The organism is Thermostichus sp. OS-CIW-29, assembly GCF_054058195.1.
Map to the genome: position 1 here is coordinate 46,476 of NZ_JBSSAB010000006.1, position 18,851 is coordinate 65,326.

At 58.5% G+C, this 18,851-nt stretch carries 17 protein-coding genes; 13 read left to right on the forward strand and 4 right to left on the reverse strand.

Going from position 1 to position 18,851, the window contains the following annotated elements; translation table 11 throughout:
- Positions 1 to 148: 148 nt before the first annotated feature.
- The 4 genes from ACVWZJ_RS03635 to ACVWZJ_RS03650 all read left to right on the forward strand — a co-directional run bounded on the left by ACVWZJ_RS03635 (position 149) and on the right by ACVWZJ_RS03650 (position 4,834).
- Positions 149 to 1,402 (forward strand): ABC transporter substrate-binding protein, encoded by a 1,254-nt coding sequence (locus tag ACVWZJ_RS03635; protein WP_011432413.1) that lies wholly within the window; start codon positions 149 to 151, stop codon positions 1,400 to 1,402.
- 534 nt (positions 1,403 to 1,936) lie between these two features.
- Positions 1,937 to 2,281, forward strand: coding sequence for a hypothetical protein (locus ACVWZJ_RS03640; RefSeq protein ID WP_011432412.1), 345 nt, complete (start codon positions 1,937 to 1,939; stop codon positions 2,279 to 2,281).
- 187 nt (positions 2,282 to 2,468) lie between these two features.
- Positions 2,469 to 4,400, forward strand: a complete 1,932-nt coding sequence (locus tag ACVWZJ_RS03645) for a BamA/TamA family outer membrane protein (RefSeq protein WP_148202693.1) — start codon at positions 2,469 to 2,471, stop codon at positions 4,398 to 4,400.
- Positions 4,401 to 4,465: 65 nt separating this feature from the next.
- Positions 4,466 to 4,834 carry a hypothetical protein gene (locus tag ACVWZJ_RS03650; RefSeq protein WP_011432410.1) on the forward strand — a complete coding sequence of 123 codons (369 nt, stop codon included), beginning with the start codon at positions 4,466 to 4,468 and terminating at the stop codon, positions 4,832 to 4,834.
- Here ACVWZJ_RS03650 and ACVWZJ_RS03655 read toward each other — a convergent pair.
- Complete coding sequence (locus ACVWZJ_RS03655) at positions 4,831 to 5,913, reverse strand: Mrp/NBP35 family ATP-binding protein (protein WP_011432409.1); 1,083 nt, start codon at positions 5,911 to 5,913, stop codon at positions 4,831 to 4,833. The two genes, ACVWZJ_RS03650 and ACVWZJ_RS03655, sit on opposite strands and share 4 nt — an antisense overlap.
- Positions 5,914 to 6,091: 178 nt before the next feature.
- Here ACVWZJ_RS03655 and ACVWZJ_RS03660 point away from each other — a divergent pair, with 178 nt between their 5' ends.
- From ACVWZJ_RS03660 to ACVWZJ_RS03685, 6 genes are all read left to right on the forward strand, one after another.
- Positions 6,092 to 6,376: a DUF6464 family protein gene (locus ACVWZJ_RS03660; protein ID WP_457394676.1), complete on the forward strand. Its 285-nt coding sequence runs from the start codon at positions 6,092 to 6,094 to the stop codon at positions 6,374 to 6,376.
- A 68-nt stretch (positions 6,377 to 6,444) separates the two neighbouring features.
- Positions 6,445 to 6,939: a GNAT family N-acetyltransferase gene (locus tag ACVWZJ_RS03665; protein WP_414330224.1), complete on the forward strand. Its 495-nt coding sequence runs from the start codon at positions 6,445 to 6,447 to the stop codon at positions 6,937 to 6,939.
- A gap of 349 nt (positions 6,940 to 7,288) precedes the next feature.
- Positions 7,289 to 10,054, forward strand: a complete 2,766-nt coding sequence (locus tag ACVWZJ_RS03670; RefSeq protein ID WP_011432406.1) for a cation-transporting P-type ATPase — start codon at positions 7,289 to 7,291, stop codon at positions 10,052 to 10,054.
- Positions 10,055 to 10,619: 565 nt separating this feature from the next.
- On the forward strand, positions 10,620 to 11,072 hold the full coding sequence (locus ACVWZJ_RS03675; RefSeq protein WP_011432404.1) for an AbrB family transcriptional regulator: 453 nt from the start codon (positions 10,620 to 10,622) through the stop codon (positions 11,070 to 11,072).
- Positions 11,073 to 11,211: 139 nt separating this feature from the next.
- A complete protein-coding gene (locus ACVWZJ_RS03680) occupies positions 11,212 to 12,615 on the forward strand; it encodes a 1-acyl-sn-glycerol-3-phosphate acyltransferase (protein WP_011432403.1) in 1,404 nt (467 codons plus the stop codon).
- 178 nt (positions 12,616 to 12,793) lie between these two features.
- Positions 12,794 to 12,997: a hypothetical protein gene (locus tag ACVWZJ_RS03685; RefSeq protein WP_041436260.1), complete on the forward strand. Its 204-nt coding sequence runs from the start codon at positions 12,794 to 12,796 to the stop codon at positions 12,995 to 12,997.
- Positions 12,998 to 13,100: 103 nt separating this feature from the next.
- Here the strand turns inward: ACVWZJ_RS03685 and ACVWZJ_RS03690 are convergent, their stop codons facing one another.
- The gene (locus tag ACVWZJ_RS03690) at positions 13,101 to 13,631 is read right to left on the reverse strand and encodes a hypothetical protein (protein WP_011432401.1); all 531 of its coding nucleotides are present in this window, start codon (positions 13,629 to 13,631) and stop codon (positions 13,101 to 13,103) included.
- Between the two features lie 349 nt (positions 13,632 to 13,980).
- Here ACVWZJ_RS03690 and ACVWZJ_RS03695 point away from each other — a divergent pair, with 349 nt between their 5' ends.
- The 3 genes from ACVWZJ_RS03695 (at position 13,981) to ACVWZJ_RS03705 (ending at position 17,699) form a co-directional block, all read left to right on the forward strand.
- Positions 13,981 to 15,054 carry an OmpA family protein gene (locus tag ACVWZJ_RS03695; RefSeq protein WP_011432400.1) on the forward strand — a complete coding sequence of 358 codons (1,074 nt, stop codon included), beginning with the start codon at positions 13,981 to 13,983 and terminating at the stop codon, positions 15,052 to 15,054.
- Between the two features lie 119 nt (positions 15,055 to 15,173).
- Positions 15,174 to 16,286 carry a hypothetical protein gene (locus ACVWZJ_RS03700; RefSeq protein WP_457394681.1) on the forward strand — a complete coding sequence of 371 codons (1,113 nt, stop codon included), beginning with the start codon at positions 15,174 to 15,176 and terminating at the stop codon, positions 16,284 to 16,286.
- Between the two features lie 159 nt (positions 16,287 to 16,445).
- Complete coding sequence (locus ACVWZJ_RS03705; protein ID WP_457394740.1) at positions 16,446 to 17,699, forward strand: AI-2E family transporter; 1,254 nt, start codon at positions 16,446 to 16,448, stop codon at positions 17,697 to 17,699.
- A gap of 72 nt (positions 17,700 to 17,771) precedes the next feature.
- Here ACVWZJ_RS03705 and ACVWZJ_RS03710 read toward each other — a convergent pair whose 3' ends face one another.
- Together ACVWZJ_RS03710 and rnc are read right to left on the reverse strand one after the other, a co-directional pair.
- Positions 17,772 to 17,999, reverse strand: coding sequence for a hypothetical protein (locus ACVWZJ_RS03710; RefSeq protein ID WP_457394684.1), 228 nt, complete (start codon positions 17,997 to 17,999; stop codon positions 17,772 to 17,774).
- Positions 17,996 to 18,718: a ribonuclease III gene (gene rnc, locus ACVWZJ_RS03715; RefSeq protein WP_099884171.1), complete on the reverse strand. Its 723-nt coding sequence runs from the start codon at positions 18,716 to 18,718 to the stop codon at positions 17,996 to 17,998. The genes ACVWZJ_RS03710 and rnc overlap by 4 nt, the downstream gene beginning before the upstream one ends.
- Positions 18,719 to 18,851: the final 133 nt, after the last annotated feature.

Below are 18,851 nucleotides of genomic sequence, written 5' to 3' on the forward strand. Positions count from 1 at the left end.
TGGCCCGCCTGTTTTCCGGAGCCATCTTTTCTTGAGGAAGTGGGGAACGCTTTGAGGTGAGTCAACGTCTGACTGCTACGGTTCAACACTTGCTTGACTTTTGGGATCTGAGTTCTACTTTCCCTTCCCTCACAGGAGGTTGTTGGTTATGTCTCCCATGAACAAACTCACCCGACGGGCCTTTGCGGCGGCGGCTGCCCTGACGGCTGCTGCTCTTGCCACCACTCTGCTGCCCAGCACGGCTCAGCAGGCAACTCAAGGGCCGGTCAAAATCGGGGCTTTAATGTCTCTCACCGGGGATCTGCAGGCCTTCGGGGAAAACTGCCTCAAGGGGATCAAGCTGGCGATTGACCAAATCAACGCGGCTGGCGGCATTTTGGGATCCCCTGCCCAAGTGGTCGAAGCGGATGACCAGACGTCGGCTCAGCCAGCTATCGACGCAGCTCAACGGTTGGTCACCGTGGAGAAGGTGGCCGGCATCATCGGCGCCTTGGGCAGTGGCATCACCATTCCGGTGGCCACGACGGTTTCTGTTCCCAATCGGATCCCGCAAATTTCCCCCGCTTCCACCGCCCCCACCATCACCACCCTGGAGGACAACGATTTTCTGTTTCGCACAGTTCCTTCCGACGCCTACCAAGGGGTGGCCTTGGCCCAGATCACCCGTGAAGAGAAGCTGGAGCGCCTGGCGATTATTTACATTAACAACGACTACGGCCAGGGCCTGGCCGACAGCTTTAAGACGGCTTTTGAAAAGCGGGGCGGCACCATCACCAAGTCGGTTCCCTACGAGCCCGGCAAGGCTTCCTACCGCAGTGAGCTGACCCAACTGAAGGAAGGGGATCCCCAGGCGTTGGTGCTGATTGGCTACCCCGAAAACGGTGTGGTCATTTTGCGGCAAGCTTTGGAAGAAGGACTGTTTGACCGCTTTGTCTTCACCGATGGCATGCGCTCTCCCGACGTGGCAGCCCAGGTGGGAGCCGAAAAGCTAGAGGGATCCATCGGCGTTTCGCCTCAGGCCCTCACCGATAGCAAGGCTTACCAAATCTTTGCCGAAGCCTACAAAGCCGCCTACGGGGAGCTGCCCCCCACCCCCTACATCGACACCGCCTACGATGCCGCTTTTGTCCTGGCTCTGGCCATTCAGAAAGCCGGCAGCACCGATGGCACTGCTGTTCGGGATGCTTTGCGGGAAGTGGCCAATCCCCCCGGCACCGAGATCCTGCCCGGAGAGTGGGCCAAGGCGGTGGAGCTGATCGGCAAAGGGGAAGACATCTTCTACACCGGCGCCTCTGGATCCATCAACTTCGATGAGAATGGGGAAGTTGCCGGAACCTTTGCCCACTGGACTTTCCAAGGGGGGAAGGTGGTGGATCTGAAGGTGTTTGAGCCGGAGAGCTAATTTTCCCCTACGGCTCCTGAGCGGGGGCCGGTTTCTCCTTCCGAGCATGCCTCTAACCCCCAAAACCCTGAACTTTGCTGAATTTACTGAGCTTTAGGCGGTTTGGCAAAAGTCATTGAGAGGGATATAGTAGACCAAGTTTCCCCCTGATCCTTGAGTCCACCGCAACGGTTGCCGGGAAGTGAAGGGGGAAAGCGCTCGGGGGGTATTCCTCAGGGCTTTGCGGGATACCGCCTTCCTGTTTGGACTCCGTCCCGCTGACGCGAACAGAGATAGGCAGGATGCGATCGCTTCTTTCCTGAACCATGTTCAGGAGAGTTCAGCGTGAATGTATCAGCTCCATCAAGACAATCCAGACGAGCAAGACGGGCCTGCACAGAGTACCCTCTGCAGGCCTTTTTGTGGGTTTGGGCCGCGCGGCTGTACATCCCCAGCAGGGATCCCTCCCCATCACGTAGCTTTTTTTGCGGCAACTCAGCGGAGGGCAAAGCAGGCTAAAGTGTCGGCATCCTGGCGTCTTGTGGAGAATCCTCGATGTTGTCCACCCAACTCCTCCTCCCCGGAGTGGCAGCTCTGCTCGGCTTCGGGTTTGCTCCAGCCGTCCTGGCTCAGACTTCCCACACCCAGCAGATGGCGATCCTGAACGGCAACGCCACCACCCTGCAAAGCAACGTCCTGCAAAACACCGTCCTGATCCTGCCCAACGTTCCCCCACAACAGTACGCCGACAGTTGGGGCTGGAGGAGCAGCCGCTCTTTGCCTCCCACTCCTGCTCCCATCACCGTCGTCATCCTCAACTCCCAAGTCAACCTAGCTGCCGAGGAAGTCGAGCCGAGGTCTTGCGGCCAGCGCTGTAGGGGATCCCTGCGCCTGCCTTGAGCGGGGGAGGCTGCTTTTTGCACTCCAGACTGCCCAAGTCCGCAATCCGGTTCGCGGCCACGCTCGGATCTGGGTGGATGGGGATTGATATAATCCAGGGCAATTGTCCGCTGCTGGGCGGCAGAGGGTTTTAACGCAAGCTTGGCCCGGCTCTGCAATCTTGCTTTTTGGTGTGCGAGGGATCCCCATGAATCGTTCCAGGCAACTTCGCCCTTGGCTAACTTCAGCGCTCACCCGCGGGATGGTGCTCTGCACCGCTTTTGCGTTTGCTGAAGCGTCCCGTAGCGCTCTGCTGATGGGATCCCCGGCTTGGGCGCAATCGGTTCCTCAGCCCGGCACCCTCGACCTGCGCACCGGTGGCGACACCCCCGCCCAGCCCTCCCCCACCCCACCCCCCACTGCCGGCGAGCCAGAAGTGTTGGTAGCGGAGGTAGTGGTTGAGGGCACTGAAGATCCGGAGCTGATCAACCGGGTTTACAGCGTCATCCGCACCCGCGCCGGCGAGGTTTCCACCCGATCCCAGTTGCGGGAAGACATCAATGCCGTGTTTGCCACCGGATTGTTTGCCGATGTGCGGGCAGTGCCTTCCGATACGCCTTTGGGAGTGCGGGTCACCTTTGAGGTCAAGCCCAACCCAATCCTGAAAGCCGTGCGCACGGAAGGGGCGAAAGTTCTGGATCCGGAAGTGCTGCGGGCCGCCTTTGCCGACCAGGAAGGGCGGGTGCTCAACTTCGGCGAGCTGCAACTGGCTGTGGCCGAGATTGAACAGTGGTACGCCGATAAGGGTTACGTGCTGGCCAAAGTGACGGATGTGCGCTCCTCTGAAGACGGCACCATCACCCTGGAGATCGCCGAAGGGGTGATCGAGGATATTCGCGTTCAGGGCAACACCAAAACCCGTGACTTCATCATCACCCGCGAGTTGAAGTCCAAGCCGGGGGATGTGTTTAACCGCAACCAAATCCAGGAAGACCTGCAGGCGGTTTTTAATCTCAACCTGTTTCAAGATGTGAATGTGGGGCTCAACCCCGGCCAGGATCCCGACAAGGTGGTGGTGGTGGTGAACGTGGAAGAACGTCGCACCGGTACCTTGGGCGGCACCATCGGCGTTAGCTCCGCCACAGGGGTCTTCGCCGGCCTCAACGTCTCCGAACAAAACTTGGGCGGCAACAACCAGAGTGCCAGCTTCAACGTGCAGGTGGGCACCAACGAAACCCTCTTCGACTTAAACTTCACCGACCCGCGGATTGCCACGCTGGACATTCCCACCTCCTACAACGTCAACATCTCCAACCAGCAGAGCTCCAGCTTTGTCTTTAATGAGGGATTCACCCTGCCCAATGGGGATCCCGTGCGCATCAACCGTCTTGGCGGCGGGGTGACTTTCTCTCGCCCGATTGGGGGCAATTGGCGGGCCAGCTTGGGCACCCGCATCCAATTTGTAGAAGCTCGCAACAGCAACGGGGAGCAGCAGCGCTTCGATGTGCTGGGCAACCCGATTACCTTCAGCGAGAGCGGCCAAGACAGCTACACCACCTTGCGGTTTGGCCTCGTCAACGACGCCCGCGACAACCCCAACAGCCCCAGCCAGGGCTCGGTCTTTCGCATCTCCACAGAACAGTCGGTACGTCTGTTTCAAAATGGCTTGAATGCCAACCGCCTCGAGGCCGGCTACAGCCAGTTCATTCCCGTCAACCTGTTTGAAACCCGCAGCGAGCGACCGCAGGTATTGGCCTTTGATGTGCGAGCAGGCACGACCATCGGCGACTTGGCTCCCTACGATGCTTTTGCCATTGGTGGCGGCAACTCGGTGCGGGGCTTTTTCGAGGGGGGTATCGGTTCCGGTCGCAGCTTTGCCACCGCAACCGCCGAATTGCGCTTTCCCATTTTCGACCCGGTGGGGGCAGTGGTCTTTGCCGACTACGGCACCGATTTGGGCAGTGGAGCTGCGGTGGCCGGCAATCCTGCAGCGGTGCGCAACAAGCCGGGCAGTGGTTTGGGGCTGGGGGTCGGCATTCGCATCCAATCTCCCTTGGGGCCGCTGCGCATCGACTACGCGGTTGGGCAAGGCGGAGCCGGCCAAGGCCAACTGCATTTCGGCATTGGCGAGAAGTTCTAACTTGGCCGTGGATTTCCCTGCCGGCTTGCTATGGTGGGAGCAGGTGCTCGTAATGGAAGCAACCCATGAAACAGCGACTCGGCCTACCTTTCCCCAAGGGATCCCTGGTGTTCTTGCTGTGTTTGAGCCTGGCCCTAGCCGGGTGTGGGCCACTGGCGCGTCTGGGCATCGGCACAACCCCCATCGCCCAGATCGAACAAAATCCCTCCCGCTACACCAATGTGTATATCCGCGGTCGCGTGGTGAACCAGATAGGAGTGTTCGGCCAGGGCGTGTATGAGATCCAAGACAACAGCGGCTCCCTCTGGGTCATCACCGACAAGGGCCTACCGGCCATGAACAGCACTGTAACCGTGCGCGGCAAGGCCCAAGAGGGGATTGTGGTGGGGGGACGCAGCTTCGGGGTCTCGTTGGTGGAAGCCGAGCGCTTCTAGCCTGCCCCCAAAGCCAGCATCGAAACACGGCCTGCCAAGGTTTTGGCAATTTGCCGAAGCGCCTGGGCCGAGGCTGACTCAGGCTGGCTGATGACGATGGGCTGGCCCGCATCCCCCCCTTGGCGCAGGGCAATCTCCAACGGGATCCGCCCCAGCAGCGGGACACCAAGCTCGCGGGCCGTGGTCTCTCCCCCTTCTGAGCCGAAAATATCGTACTGGCGATCCGGCAGGTCGGGCGGGATGAAGTAGCTCATGTTTTCCACAATACCCAGGATGGGCACCCCCAACTGCCGAAACATGTTCAAGCCCTTGCGACTGTCCAGCAGGGCCACCGATTGTGGCGTGGTGACGATCACAGCTCCTGCCAGCGGCACTGCCTGCACTAGGGTCAATTGGGCATCGCCGGTGCCGGGGGGCATATCTACAATCAAGTAGTCCAACTCTCCCCACTGCACCTGATAGAGAAATTGCCGGATCACCCCGTTTAACATTGGCCCCCGCCAGATCACCGGCTGATCCCGTCCCACCAAGAGGCCCATCGACACCATCTTGACGCCGTAATTTTCCAAGGGGAAGATGTCTTCGCCGCCATCTTCCCGTTTTTGCACAACCAGAGACCGATCCTGCAGGCCCAGCATCAGCGGCACATTGGGACCGTAAATGTCGGCATCCAGTAGCCCCACCCGGGCCCCGCTTTGGGCCAGCGCCACCGCCACATTCACCGACACCGAGGTTTTGCCCACGCCCCCCTTGCCGCTGGAAATGGCGATGATGTTGCGCACACCGGGGATGGACTGGCGATTCGGCAGGGAAGGGGAACGGGGGGTTTCTGCCGTTACCGTAACATCAATGGCTTCGATGGGGGCCAGCTGGCGGATGGCAGCTTTGCACTCCTCCACAATGAATTCTCGCAAAGGGCAGGCCGGCGTGGTCAGCACCAGGGTAAAGGCCACTCGCCCAGGCTCGACGCGAATATCCCGGATCATGTTCAGTTCCACCAGGCTGCGGCGCAGCTCCGGATCTTGAACAGGGCGCAACGCCTCAAGGATGGCGGCAGCATCAAGGGTGGAGGTGGTCATGGAATCGGAAGGCTCAGCGGGTCAGTCCATATTTCACTCTAATCGGTTTTTCTCGGGTTCTTGCCGGCAGGGAAGGACAGCTCCAAAACGGGCTGCCACGCTAGTCCTGGGCAAGCAGGCTGGCCGAGGCTGATTCTGGTTGGAAGACAACGCTGTTGGCCGACGGGGGAGGGCAATTGTGCAAGCGCTGGTCATGGGAGTTGGCTTGTGGTTAGGGCTGACGTTCTGGGCTCAGTTGATCCCTCTGCTGGAAAAGAGGGGATCCCGCCGCCTCTCAATCGGGGACGAGCGCCGGGCCATGCCAACTCTCTTTTCTGACTCGGCCTGGGATCCCTTCTGCCGTTACTTTTCTCGGTCACCCTACCTGCCTTGTGCGGTGAGTCCTCTGGGCCCCTGCCGCTGCCCCCACCACGCTGCGCGTCCAAAAGATGCTGCCTGGGCGTTCTGTCCACAACAAGAATAAACTGTGGTCTGTTCTCGTGCCGGTATCTCAGGAAATTCAAGGAATTGGTTGTGAAGCCAGGCAAAAGTATGGAAATCCGTCCTGCCACCGCCTTAGATGTGCCCGTTTTGTTTGACCTCATCTGCGCCTTGGCCGAGTACGAGAAGCTGAGCCACCTGGTAACGGGATCCGCCGATCTGTTGCGCCACTATTTGTTTGGCCCAGAGGCTTTGGCCTCGGCGTTGTTGGCAGAAGTGGAGGGGCAAGCGGTGGGATTTGCCCTCTACTTCCGCAATTTTTCCACGTTCCTGACCCGACCAGGGATTTACCTTGAGGATCTGTTCGTGTTGCCGGAGTTTCGCGGCAGAGGCATTGGCAAAGCGCTCTTGGCGCGGGTGGCTCAGGAGGCGGTGGCCAAAGGATATGGGCGGCTGGAGTGGATGGTTTTGGATTGGAATCAGCCGGCGATAGAGTTCTATCGACGCATGGGTGCCCAGCAACATCCCGAATGGATTCTCAACCGCGTGGTGGGTGCTGATTTGGAGGCTCTGGCTCGGCTGGCTGAGGATCCCTGTCGATCTTGAGCAAGCTCCCCTCTGTTACAGACCCTAGCATTCGTGACATCCTCCCGGCGCTCGTCCTACGGACAGAGCGCGGGCTTCCCTTGGCGTCAGCGGGATGGAGTCTTTACCTCGCGGTTGGGTATTCCTACCCCACGCCACTTGTCTAGGTCTACGACCCCCGACAGAACAACTGGACAGGTGGTTTCCCTTCCCCAGCATTCCTGGGTACTAGGCTTTGTTGACGCTGGGGGGAACAGCGGCACTTCTGGGGGGTAGGCGGCGTCGGCTAGGCTGTGGACTGTACGAGGGATTTGCCGTTGAATTCACGGCTGGCTTTCAAGTTCTGTTGCGATTCAACTAGAGACCTGCGATGGCAAAATCCGTCTCCCCTGACTCATTGCCGGCAGCTCCCTGGCACGCTCTGCCCGAAGAGGATGTTGCCCGCCAAATCGTTGCAGTGGATCTGCCTCTGGCGGCGCTTCTGGAACGGGGTCTGTCTCAAGCTGAGGTGATCCAGCGGCAGAAGCAATATGGCCCCAACGAGCTAAAGGCCAAGGCGGCTACCCCGGCCTGGGTGAAGTTTCTGCAGCAGTTCAACCAATCCTTGCTCTACATCTTGATGGTTGCCGGGGCGGTCAAGGCGTTTTTGGGATCCTGGCGCAATGCCATCGTGATCTGGGCGGTGGTGGTGATCAACGCTCTCATCGGCTACATCCAAGAGTCCAAAGCGGAGGAAGCGATCGCCGCCCTGGCCCAGTCGGTGGTGACGGAGGTTACTGTCATCCGGGAGGGGCAAAAACTGCGGGTGCCCTCGCGGGAGCTGGTGCCGGGGGATGTGGTGCTCTTGAGCTCGGGAGATAAGGTGCCCGCCGACCTGCGCTTGCTGAGCGTGCGCAACTTGCAGGTGGATGAATCGGCCCTGACCGGAGAGTCGGTGCCGGTGGAAAAACGGCTGGGATCCCTGGCGGAAGACACACCCCTAGCCGACCGCCAGAACATGGCCTATGCCGGCAGCTTTGTTACCTTCGGCCAAGGAGCAGGGGTGGTGGTGGCCATTGGCAACCAGACTCAAACAGGCCGTATCTCGGAGTTGGTCGAAAAGGGGGGATCCCTGCAAACTCCCCTAACACGCAAGTTCGAGGAATTCAGCCTCATGCTGCTCAGGATCATCCTCAGCTTGGCCGGGCTCACCTTTTTGGTGGGATTGGCTCAGGGACAGGGGGCGGCCAGTGTCTTTGAGGCGGCAGTGGCGCTGGCGGTGAGTGCTATCCCCGAAGGCTTGCCGACGGTAGTCACTGTAACCTTGGCGATTGGGGTTTCCCGCATGGCAAAACGCCACGCCATTATCCGCAAGCTGCCGGCGGTGGAGACCCTGGGCAGCGCTACGGTAATTTGCTCTGACAAAACCGGCACCCTCACGGAAAACCAGATGACGGTGCAGGCCATCTACGCCGGATCCCAGCTCTACCGAGTCACAGGCAGTGGCTACAGTCCTCAGGGACAAATCCTGGCCCAGGAGGGGGATGCTCCGGTGGAAGTGGATCGGCTGCCGGTGTTACAGGCTTGTCTCTTGGCCGGTTGCCTCTGCAACGACACCCGTCTGCAACCCAAAGACAACGGCCAGTGGGAGGTGGTAGGGGATCCCACCGAAGCTGCCCTCATTGTGGCGGGCCAAAAGGCGGGTTTGGATATGGACGATCTGCAGCGCCGCCGCCCTCGCCTGGACAGCATTCCCTTTGAATCTGAATTTCAGTACATGGCCACCTTGCACCGCCTGGGGCCAGAAGAGCACTGCATCTATGTCAAGGGATCGGTGGAAGCCCTGCTGCCCCGCTGCCGCAGCCAGATGGGATCCCAGGGGGAGATCCAGCCTCTGGAAGAGGAGCGGATTCGCCAGCAGGTGGAGGCCTTGGCACGGCAGGGGCTGCGAGTTCTGGCCTTTGCCCAAAAAACCGTCCCCAGCAGCCAAACTCGGGTGGATCACCCAGATCTGCAGGAGGGTTTAATCTTCCTCGGTTTGCAGGGAATGATTGACCCGCCGCGGCCAGAGGCCATTGCCGCCGTGCGTTCCTGTCAAACGGCTGGGATGCAGGTGAAGATGATCACCGGCGACCACGTGCTCACGGCTCAAGCCATTGCCGAGCAGATGGGCCTGGGGGGTGGAAAACCTGTGCAAGCCTACAGCGGTCGAGATCTGGAGCAGCTCAGCCCGGAGGAATTTGTGGAAGCTGCCAATCGGGGATCCGTCTTCGCGCGGGTGGTGCCAGAGCAAAAACTGCGCCTGGTGGAAGCTCTGCAAGCGCGGGGGCAGATCGTGGCCATGACCGGCGATGGCGTCAACGACGCTCCGGCCCTAAAGCAAGCAGATGTGGGGATTGCCATGGGGCGAGGCGGCACCGAAGTGGCCAAAGCTGCTGCCGACATGATCCTGACCGATGACAACTTCGCCTCCATTGAGGCAGCCGTTGAGGAGGGGCGCACGGTTTACAACAACCTGCTCAAAGCCATTGCCTTCATCCTGCCGGTGAACGGGGGGGAATCGATGACGATTCTCCTCAGCGTGCTGCTCAACCGCGAGCTCCCCATTCTGGCCATTCAAGTGCTGTGGCTAAACATGATCAACTCCATCACCATGACGGTGCCTCTTGCCTTTGAGCCGAGCACAGGCCGAGAGATGACCCGCCCGCCGCGGGATCCGAACGCCAACTTGCTCTCTCCTAGGCTGTTGCAGCGCATCCTGCTGGTGTCTGTGTTCAACTGGATCTTGATCTTCGGGGTTTTTGAATACATCGAACAAACCACCGGCAGCATTGACCTGGCCCGCACCATGGCCATCCAAGCGTTGGTGATCGGGCGCATCTTCTACTTGCTCAGCCTCAGCCAGGCCATTCCTACCCTGTTGGGCCGTGGACGTGCCAGCCAATTGGAGCGCCATGAGCGCCTCATGGATACAGCAGCCATTGCCATCGGCATTGGGGCGGCCATCCTGCTGCAGATCCTCTTCAGCCAGTGGAGCCTGTTCAACATTATCTTCGACACAGCACCCCTGTCTTGGGAGCAATGGGGCTTTTGTTTGCTGGTGAGCTTGCCACTCATCGTTGTCTCAGCGGCAGCCAATCGAGTGGATCCTGAATGAATAACTTGCTTTGGGCAACTCGCGCTCACTGCGCTCCCATCTGAAGAAGTGCCGAAGAGGGGATCCCTCAGCTATTACTCAGATGTAGCCGGCCTCTGCCAAGAGATAAAAATGCCTGCTGGCCTAGGTCTGATGGCATCCAGCTTCACACCGCTCTGGCTGTCTTTTCGACCGATTTGCGCAAGGCAATCACCATCTCAGCGGCGGTTTTTTGGAAAGTCGAGCCTGTTTTCTGGCTGTGATCAGAGTTTGGGGCAGCCGACGAGTGGGGATGAGGCTGTAGAAAGCGGTGAGTCGGATCTACACCGCGGTACTACCCCCAAGGCGATCTTTTGTCAGCTCCATCCACAAAAGCCCCAGCACTCTTCAGGGCTTGAGTTCTTTTTGCCCCCATCACCTTTTGGCAAGGGCAGGAACACCTCTTGAGGGAGACGAGGTTTTTCCTTCGGAGCTGCTGGCTCAAGGAACAAGAGAAAAACCTGTCTTCAAAAAAGTCTCAGACTTTCGGTTGCAGGAGTACATCACAAGGGTATGATCTTAAGAGAAGGATGTAGGACATTAAAAAATGTCAGATATACCACCACAACCTTTAACCGGGAAGGCTCTGCTGCAGAAGGTCGAAGCTTTGGGGCATCTTCCGCGCCGAGAAACGGCAAAGCGATGTGGCTATGTAACCATGACCAAGACCAACAAGCCTCGCGTCAACTTGAATGAGTTCTATGACGCGGTGCTGGCGGCAAAAGGTCTGAGTCTCAGCCCAAGTTCCAGCCGAGACAAGCGCGGTCGTGAGCCAACCTTTCGGGTCAGCGTTCACAAAAATGGGCAGTTGATCATTGGGTCGGCCTACACCGAAAAAATGAATCTCAAACCCGGGGATGAGTTCGAGATTCAGCTGGGTTACAAGCACATTCACCTCAAGCAAGTGCTAAACGGCCAGGTGGTGGAGGAGTCAACCCCAAGTAAAGAAGCTTCCCCCAAAGCGACTCGCGGTCGCCGGAAAAAAACTGCTGGGGCTTGAGCCGCTGCCGGGCCGGGAGTGAGGAGAAGGGATCCAGTTGACGAACTGTCACTGTGTGGCTTTCTTCCCGCTTTGCCCTCTTTAAGATGGGATCCAAAGCCTAGGTTCACCCTCTTTCTGACCCTAGATAAGGATCCCTATGCAACAGAAGGTTCAGCCACCCCTCAAGTTTTTGCCACCGCGATTGACGCCTTGGGTCGTTCGTTTTGCTCAAGCAGGCTTGCCCTTTTGGTTGCGATGGACCAAAGGGATCCCTCGCGTTGAAGTGGAGGGGGGAGAGCGTTTGGCTCAGCTTTATCAGCAGTTTGAGGCGGGCAAGATTCGCCTGTTGGTGGCGTTTCGACACCCGACCCTCGATGATCCCCCCTGCTTGATGTACTTGTTTGCCCATCTTCTGCCGCAGGTGGCCCAACGCCAGGGGATCGGCTTTCGGGGCCGACCCCACGTTTTGTTTGTCTACGACCGCGGCCTACCTCTGTGGCTGGGATCCGTTGCCCGTTGGGGCTTGCCGCGCTTGGGCGGGATCCCGATTTTGCGAGGCCGTCTGGATCGGGCAGGGCTAAAGAGTTCTCGTGAGCAGTTTGTATCGGGCCGATATCCGCTGGCGGTAGCTCCAGAAGGAACGATCAACGGTATGAGCAGTCTTCTCAACCCGTTGGAGCCGGGGGTAGCCCAGATGAGCTTTTGGGCGGTGGAGGATCTGCACAAGGCGGGACGGCCAGAGCAGGTGCTGATCTTGCCGGTAGGCCTTCGCTATTCCTACCTGCGGGATCCCAGTGCCGCTCTGAATAGATTGCTCAGCCGCATGGAGGCCGATTGCAAGCTGCCACCCCCGCGCTCAACCCATGCCAGTCAGGCCTTTTTGCTGGCCCGTATTCTTCGCTTGGGAGAACACCTGCTGCAAGTCGTGCAGACCTTCTATGAGCGCTTTTATGCCCCTGCCCTTCCTGCTGCAGATAGAGCCCAAGTTAAAGAGGGGGATCTGTTGGCGCGTCTTCAAAGCTTATCGGATCTGGTCCTGCGCGTGGCCGAGCAGCATTTTGGTCTGGAGCCCCAGGGAGACTTAATCGAGCGGCGGCACCGCATCGAACAGGCGGGCTGGGCCTGGATCTACCGCGAAGATATTGCCGATATTGCTGCTCTCTCGGCTTTGGAAAGGGGGCTGGCCAATCGAGTGGCTGCTGAGGCCAGTTTTCACCTCTGGCACATGCGCTTGGCGGAAACCTTAATGGTGTTTGCGGTGCGCCCTGTACCTGAGCAGCCCAGTTTGAGTCTGGATGAGTTGGCGGAAACCGCCCTGCGCCTCTGGAGTCTGCTGGCTTGGATCAAAGGAGAAAATCCCGTCGGAACTGCTCCCCCCCGCTTGGGACCCCGCCTGGCCCGTTTCAGCATTGGGGATCCCCTCTCGGTTTCCGAACGCTGGCCCGCCTACCAGGCCAACCGCCGACAAGCCGTACAAGCCCTCACCCAAGATTTGCAAGCGGAAATGGAGCGGCTTATCCAAGGGATCCCGTGCTCTCCTGTGGCTCTTCCTGCTGCCTAACATGCCTGGTCGGCTCAGGGGCAAAAAGTGTAACAATTCCTGAGACATCTTGTGAGATATTTCGTGAAAGTAAGACGAACTTTTGCATTATCTGACAAGCAGGTGAAGGAAAGGGGAAGTTTCTGGCTCTTGGGGTAGAAAGGGGGCAGAAAGGAAGTGAGGCTCGTTGACTTGGTCTATGTCTGATGAGCTGCTCCGCGCCATTCGCAGACGCGACCTGGAGGCCGCCACTTCAGCCGTGCAGCATTTGCGTTCTCGCCATTTAAGTGAAGCTGTGATCACCTCGATGGTGATGGTGGCCGTGGAGCGGTTGGCATGGGATGAAGGCGACCGGGCCGCCGCCAGTTGGTTACTGCGTCGCTGCTCCAGACGACGGCGCTGAAGGGATCCTCCCTGGCCCAGAGGTCATTGCAATACTTCCCCTTTCCCTGGATCCGAGGGGCTTCCCGTGTCAACCTGCCCACAAAGCCCTATCCGCAGAGGGATTAGCTTTCTTCCTTGCCCTTGTTCGGATCGTCGGGATGCTGTCGGTCTTCATCAAGGAACATAAGCCTCTGGCGAACAGCCAATCGGTACTCGGAGGTGCGCCGAGAGAGAGAAGTCCACGCTCCTGCGCTGCCCAATTTAGACTTCTGATATAGCAAGGACGCGCTGGGAGCGAAGCCAACGGTTTGGGCATCCCCAATGGCAGCCAGATCGGCGCTTAAGAAGACAAACTGCCAGCTCTCCTTCTCGGTTTTTTCCTTGATCATCTTCTCAATTTGCTCTTTGCGGAACTCGCGACTGGCATTCTCTTGCCCATCGGTTACCACAACCATCACAACCTTGGCCGGGCGATCTGCCTCGCTGAGTTCGCTGAGGCTCTTTTCTAGGTCGATGATGCCGCGCCCCATGGCATCCAGCAAGGGAGTAGAAGCTCGCGGCACGTAGGTCTCGCGGGTCAGCTCAGGGACCTCGGCAATTGGCTTGAAGCGGTGAATGACTTCATAGGGATCCTGGGAGTCGAACTGAACCAAGGTAAGGGTGGCACTTCCCGGTTCTGCTCCTGTAGAAAATCTAACTCTGGGGTGCAGTGATCTGTTTGTGAAGGTTTGCTTGCAATCTGTTACAAAGGGTATGAATGCTTATGAACGCTTTTTGAGTTCGCCTTGGTAGCTGGGAGCGCCAGAGCATTGTCTCGAATATTCAGCTCGACTACGGGTTAGCATTTTCTCTTAATTTTTAAGTGCTTCATATCCTAAGTACTAACAATGGTTCGTAAACTAACACACTAAAAGAAAGGTTTGCCCTTAATCCCTTTGCATTTCTGAGCTAAGCTTCTAGGCATTGGCCCCGTAAAGATTTTGGAAAAACTAGGGAGTGGCTATGTCTTTTCGCGCAGATTTACAGCGTTTTGCCTTCGCTGTGCTAACAGCGCTGCTTGTCCAGGCGGGGCCGGCTCGGGCCGATCTGCCCGGAACGGCGGATCCTCCGGGGCTCAAGCGCTTTGCAGGATCCAGCATTGTGTTTCAATCGCAGGCCGACTACGACCGCTTTAAGTTAGCCCTTGAAAAAATCGTCTTCAGTGGCGCGATGGGAGCTGTGCAGCCGTACCGGTCTCAAACTGTCGAAGGGCGTCGCATCACGACCTATTACCGACTGCCGGAGCGGGTTGCCCCTCTTGAGGCGCTGCTCAACTACGAAACCGAACTGAAAGAGTCCGGCTTTGAGATCCTCTTCTCCGGCTTGGGGGAGGAGATTGAGACCCTTGGCTACAACAACCAGATTGCTCACGAGATCCTCAATATGAAGGGCACCTACAGCACGCCGGAAGAACGGGCCCAGTGGCCGTTTCAGAACGCCAGAGAAAACACTGCTGCCTATTTAGCCGCACGTGGCAAGTCCCCCGAAGGCGATGAGCGATTCGTGAGCGCCTACTTTGTGGTCAATACCGATGACTGGGAGATCACCCGCGGCAGTGGGCAGATCCCGACCGGGATTACTCTGGGGCGAGTGGATGTCGTCGATGTCAAGCCCCGCCAGCAACGCCTGGAGCTGGTTGAAAGCATCACAAGCGGCGAGATCAATCAAGCCATCAGCCGCGATGGCCGGATCGCCCTCTACGGCATTCTCTTTGCCTATGACTCGGATCAAATCGAAGCGGCTGCCGAGCCCACCCTTGCCGAGATCGCCAAGCTGATGCGCGAGCGCACCGACCTCAGCATCCTCGTGGTCGGTCATACCGATGCAACCGGTAGCTTCGACTACAACCTAGGTCTCTCGCGGCGCCGGGCCGAGGCGGTTGTCAACCGGTTGGTTCAGCTGGGTATCGAGCAACGTCGCCTTTATCCGGTTGGCGTGGGGTTCTCTGCTCCTGTGGCCAGCAACACCACTGAGGAAGGCCGGGCGAAGAATCGCCGCGTGGAGTTGGTGGATCTGGCGGGTGGCAGAATCCCCTAGGGGAGAGTTTCTGAGTTTTGGCTCAGGGCAAGCATCGCCGAAACTCTGGACACTGCGGCTGCGGCGAACTAGTTTAGAGGCAACTCTTTACTTCTAAGCTATTTCAAGGGGTGGGATCCATGCTTAAGCCCAGTCTTTTGTTCTCCGGCTCGGCGCTGTTGGGTTTGCTGTCTTTGCCGTTTTTGATTGGCGAATGTGGCTGGTTGACCTCATCTCGTAAGATCCAGAGTCCTGTCACTGAGGTTTCTCTACAAGCTTGGGAGCACTCCCTGCCCTCATCCCAGGCCTTGTTTGAAGATGAAGCAGGTTCTGAATCTTGGCTCAGGCGGCAAGCCCAACTGCAAGAACGGGTACAACAGCTTGAGCAGCGCTCTCTCGCTCACCAGCAGCAGGTCTATCAATGGCTTGCGCAACAGGCAGCTCCCCAGCCCGCCGGGGTTGTTGGCCGTTCCAACCCAAGCCCTGCCCTGTCGGCACGGCCTCGGCGTCAGAATCCCACTCTCTCTCAATCCTCTGCTCCGGCGGATCTTCCCAATGAGCTGGCGCGGCTAACCCAGTCAATCCAACAGGAGCCGGGAAATGCGCAGCTTTATCTGCAACGGGCGCAATACTTCTGGCGTCAGTCTCAAGAAGATCCTGCTGCTTTACCGCAGCCTGAGCATGCTTCTGCCATTGCTCGCTTGATGCGCTCTGCTCTGCGGGATCTGGACATTGCCATTGCTTTGGATCCCTATCTGGCTGAAGCCTATTTGCTCAAGGCCAAAATCCAACACGAGCGTTTGCAAGAACCTGAGCAGGCTCTGGCAACCTTGTCTCCTCTGGATCGGATTGCCTATCACAACCCGCAACTGCACTTGATCCGCTCCCGCATCTGGGCCGAACAAGGCCATCTGGAATCGGCGTTTGATGTGTCGCATCTGGCGATTGAGCTGGCCAAGCAAAATCAAAGTGCTGCCGATCTTTTCGAGGCCTATGTCCATCGCGGCCTGATGTGGGCCAGCATCTGCGACTTCAATTTGGCCGTTCAAGATTTCAGCCGAGCTCTTGAGTTGCAGCCTTACCAAGGTGATGTGTACTACTACCGGGGTATGGCGCGCGCTTACCAGGGAGAGGATAGGGCTGGTGCCGCTTCCGATTTGGGTAGCGCTTTGATGTTGTGGCGGGCTTCCGGCACGGGATCCCCGGAGCTGCTGGAATATGTAGAAGCGGTGCGGAGGGAACTGTTGCGGTAGCTCAGCTCTGGCGGGGTTTTTGCTGAGGATCTGAAGCGCTGGGTTTGGGGTCTTTGCCCAGGAGCATTTGGCAAGTTCGTCCAAGCCAGGCCAGGATGGTAGAGCCATCTGTTACCTAGGGGGGCTTGAACGCCCCCCTGAAGAGAACCCAGCCAGATGATGAGCCGAAGACAATTGACCATCTCCGTATCCTCTGTAGCCCTGGTGGTGGCCACAGGGATGCTGTTGTTGCTGCTGTGGCAACTGCGCAGCTTGGTGCTGACGGTGATGATCGCGGTGGTGGTGGCGGCAGCGCTGGCTCCCCTGGTGGATCTGGCCGAGCGATTACGCATCCCCCGCTGGCTGGGGGTTGTGCTGGTGTATTTGAGTTTAATTGCCGGGATTGCCGGCTTGGCTCTGCTCATTGGCCCAACGGTGGTAACTCAGACCCAGCGGTTGCTAGCGAGGTTGCCTTTCTATCTGGAGCAGTTGCAACTGTTGGTGGATACCTGGATTGCCGATCTGGCGGGGGTGGATCCGGCGGCGCTGGACTACTTAAACCAGTTGCTCGACCCTCAGTCGTTGATGAGCTGGGCGGTTCGCTCGGGACAACGGGTGCTGGTGCAGTCTTTCGACTTCACCCGTGGTTTGCTGGGCGGTCTGCTGACCATGGTGCTGACCCTCTTCATTTCCGGCTACATGCTGGTGAGCGGCTCTGACTTGGTGCGGGGCTTGGTGGAGTTGTTTCCCTATCCCTGGAATGAGCGGCTTGCTGAGCAGGTACACCCGATGGCTCAGCGCATGGGGGGCTACATCCAGGGGCGGGTGCTGGTCTCTGCCATTTTGGGTGTGATGATCACCGTCTCGCTTCGCTTTCTGGGCCTGTCGGAGTTTGCTCTGGCGCTGGGGGTGATCGCCGGGTTTACCAACTTGATTCCCTTTATCGGGCCAGTACTGGGATCCCTGCCCGCTTTGGTGGTGGCGATTGTGCAGGGGGGCTGGACTTTTTTGTGGGTGCTGATCCTATATGTTGCCGTTCAAAACCTGGAAACCTATGTGTTGGATCCTCTGTTGGTGGGATCCTCGGTGCGGGTGAAGCCCTTGTATCAGTTGCTGGCGGTGCTGGGCGGTACCCAGTTGTTGGGTATTGTTGGGGCGGTGATCGCCCCCCCGTGGGTGGCGGGTATGGCGGTGCTGTTGGAGAACCTTTATCTGAAGCCCAAGCAGGAGGCAGAGATTCGAGCTAGACTACGCGCTCGGGCTACCGAAGCTGCCGGTTCTTTGGCTTTGCCGGGGATGGATCCTGCCGACGCGAGCAGCCCAGAGCCATCTTTTTCCTCTCGTCCGAATGACTCTTCAAATGAGCCGGAAGAGTTGCCACAGGAAGAAAGTCTCTCGCCTGCGGATCCCGTAGCCGGAAGAAGTCCTTATTAGCAAGCTTCTCATCTGATTCGCCTCTGTTGCTCTCGGAGAAGGGCTGCTGTGGTTTTGGGTAGGGTGCACATCTCAGCGGTGACGGGCATCGAGGATGAACAGAGCACTGCCTACGACGAACAGGAGGCTGGCTCCTATCCCCAGCAGGGTTTGGACAACCTTGAGATTGAGAAAGGCTGGAGCTGCTGGATCCCACGGAGGGGGGTCGCTACCCAAGGTCATCACCTCGCTCGCCGCAAACAGGCTGCTCCCCAGCAAAAACAACCAACTGGCCAACTCGTAGCGGTGGCTGCCTCTCATGTCTTCTCCGACTGCAAGTGTTCGTAGGCTTGAGCAGCGGCGGCCATTTCCGCAGCCTTTTTCGAGCGACCTTCACCGCGGCCCCAGCACCGCCCTTGCCCCCAAACTTCCATGGTGAAATGAGGGGGATGTTCCTGGGCGGCCACCAGGCGGTATTCCGGCAGGCTACCCCAAAGGCGTTGGGTGAGTTCTTGCAAGGCTGCTTTGGGGTTGCGCCGAGTGGGGTCTTGGAACCATTGCTCCACTCGTCGGTGTAAGTAGGGATCCAGCCAGGGATGCAGCCTGGGCAGCGTGTAAATACCCCAACTGAGATAAAAAGCCCCAAGCAGAGCCTCGAAAGCATCCGCCAGCCGCCGACCCCGTCCGGCCAAGTCGTTTTGAGAGCTGGATCCCACCTCGAGGTAGCGATCCAAGCCGTGCAGATCCGCCAGTTCTGCCAGGTAAGCATCGCTGGTCAGGTCGGAGCGAATCGCGGTCAGCTCTCCCACCGACAGATGGGGATAGGACTGAAACAAGAATTCCGTAACCAAAATTCGCAGGACAGAATCCCCCAACAACTCCAGCCGATCGTTGTTCCGTCGGCCATCCAGAGAAGGGTGAATCAGAGCCTGATCCAGCAGATCCCAACGCAGTTGTTCCAGCAAAGCCGGATCCCTGAATCCAAGACGAGCCAGCAAATGCTCCAAGGCACGACGGCGGGACGGGATCAACTCAACCATACACTCAGGTGCTGACGTTGCCTTAGCGGTCAGAACTGCACAGCTTGCAACCATTTTGACCTGAGCCATCTCACCCAGGCCGGGATCCCCGCTCAGGCGGTAAGCCAGCTATGCTACAGGAGTAGTATAGGCT

What these genes read in the sequence shown, in the direction of transcription:
- ACVWZJ_RS03665 (WP_414330224.1), top strand. Translation starts at nt 6,445, where the DNA reads ATGGAAATCCGTCCTGCCACCGCCTTAGATGTGCCCGTTTTGTTTGAC.
- ACVWZJ_RS03680 (WP_011432403.1), top strand. Translation starts at nt 11,212, where the DNA reads ATGCAACAGAAGGTTCAGCCACCCCTCAAGTTTTTGCCACCGCGATTG.
- rnc (WP_099884171.1), bottom strand. Translation starts at nt 18,718, where the DNA reads ATGGTTGAGTTGATCCCGTCCCGCCGTCGTGCCTTGGAGCATTTGCTG.
- ACVWZJ_RS03635 (WP_011432413.1), top strand. Translation starts at nt 149, where the DNA reads ATGTCTCCCATGAACAAACTCACCCGACGGGCCTTTGCGGCGGCGGCT.
- ACVWZJ_RS03700 (WP_457394681.1), top strand. Translation starts at nt 15,174, where the DNA reads ATGCTTAAGCCCAGTCTTTTGTTCTCCGGCTCGGCGCTGTTGGGTTTG.
- ACVWZJ_RS03685 (WP_041436260.1), top strand. Translation starts at nt 12,794, where the DNA reads ATGTCTGATGAGCTGCTCCGCGCCATTCGCAGACGCGACCTGGAGGCC.
- ACVWZJ_RS03650 (WP_011432410.1), top strand. Translation starts at nt 4,466, where the DNA reads ATGAAACAGCGACTCGGCCTACCTTTCCCCAAGGGATCCCTGGTGTTC.
- ACVWZJ_RS03655 (WP_011432409.1), bottom strand. Translation starts at nt 5,913, where the DNA reads ATGACCACCTCCACCCTTGATGCTGCCGCCATCCTTGAGGCGTTGCGC.
- ACVWZJ_RS03705 (WP_457394740.1), top strand. Translation starts at nt 16,446, where the DNA reads ATGAGCCGAAGACAATTGACCATCTCCGTATCCTCTGTAGCCCTGGTG.
- ACVWZJ_RS03645 (WP_148202693.1), top strand. Translation starts at nt 2,469, where the DNA reads ATGAATCGTTCCAGGCAACTTCGCCCTTGGCTAACTTCAGCGCTCACC.
- ACVWZJ_RS03670 (WP_011432406.1), top strand. Translation starts at nt 7,289, where the DNA reads ATGGCAAAATCCGTCTCCCCTGACTCATTGCCGGCAGCTCCCTGGCAC.
- ACVWZJ_RS03710 (WP_457394684.1), bottom strand. Translation starts at nt 17,999, where the DNA reads ATGAGAGGCAGCCACCGCTACGAGTTGGCCAGTTGGTTGTTTTTGCTG.
- ACVWZJ_RS03695 (WP_011432400.1), top strand. Translation starts at nt 13,981, where the DNA reads ATGTCTTTTCGCGCAGATTTACAGCGTTTTGCCTTCGCTGTGCTAACA.
- ACVWZJ_RS03675 (WP_011432404.1), top strand. Translation starts at nt 10,620, where the DNA reads ATGTCAGATATACCACCACAACCTTTAACCGGGAAGGCTCTGCTGCAG.
- ACVWZJ_RS03640 (WP_011432412.1), top strand. Translation starts at nt 1,937, where the DNA reads ATGTTGTCCACCCAACTCCTCCTCCCCGGAGTGGCAGCTCTGCTCGGC.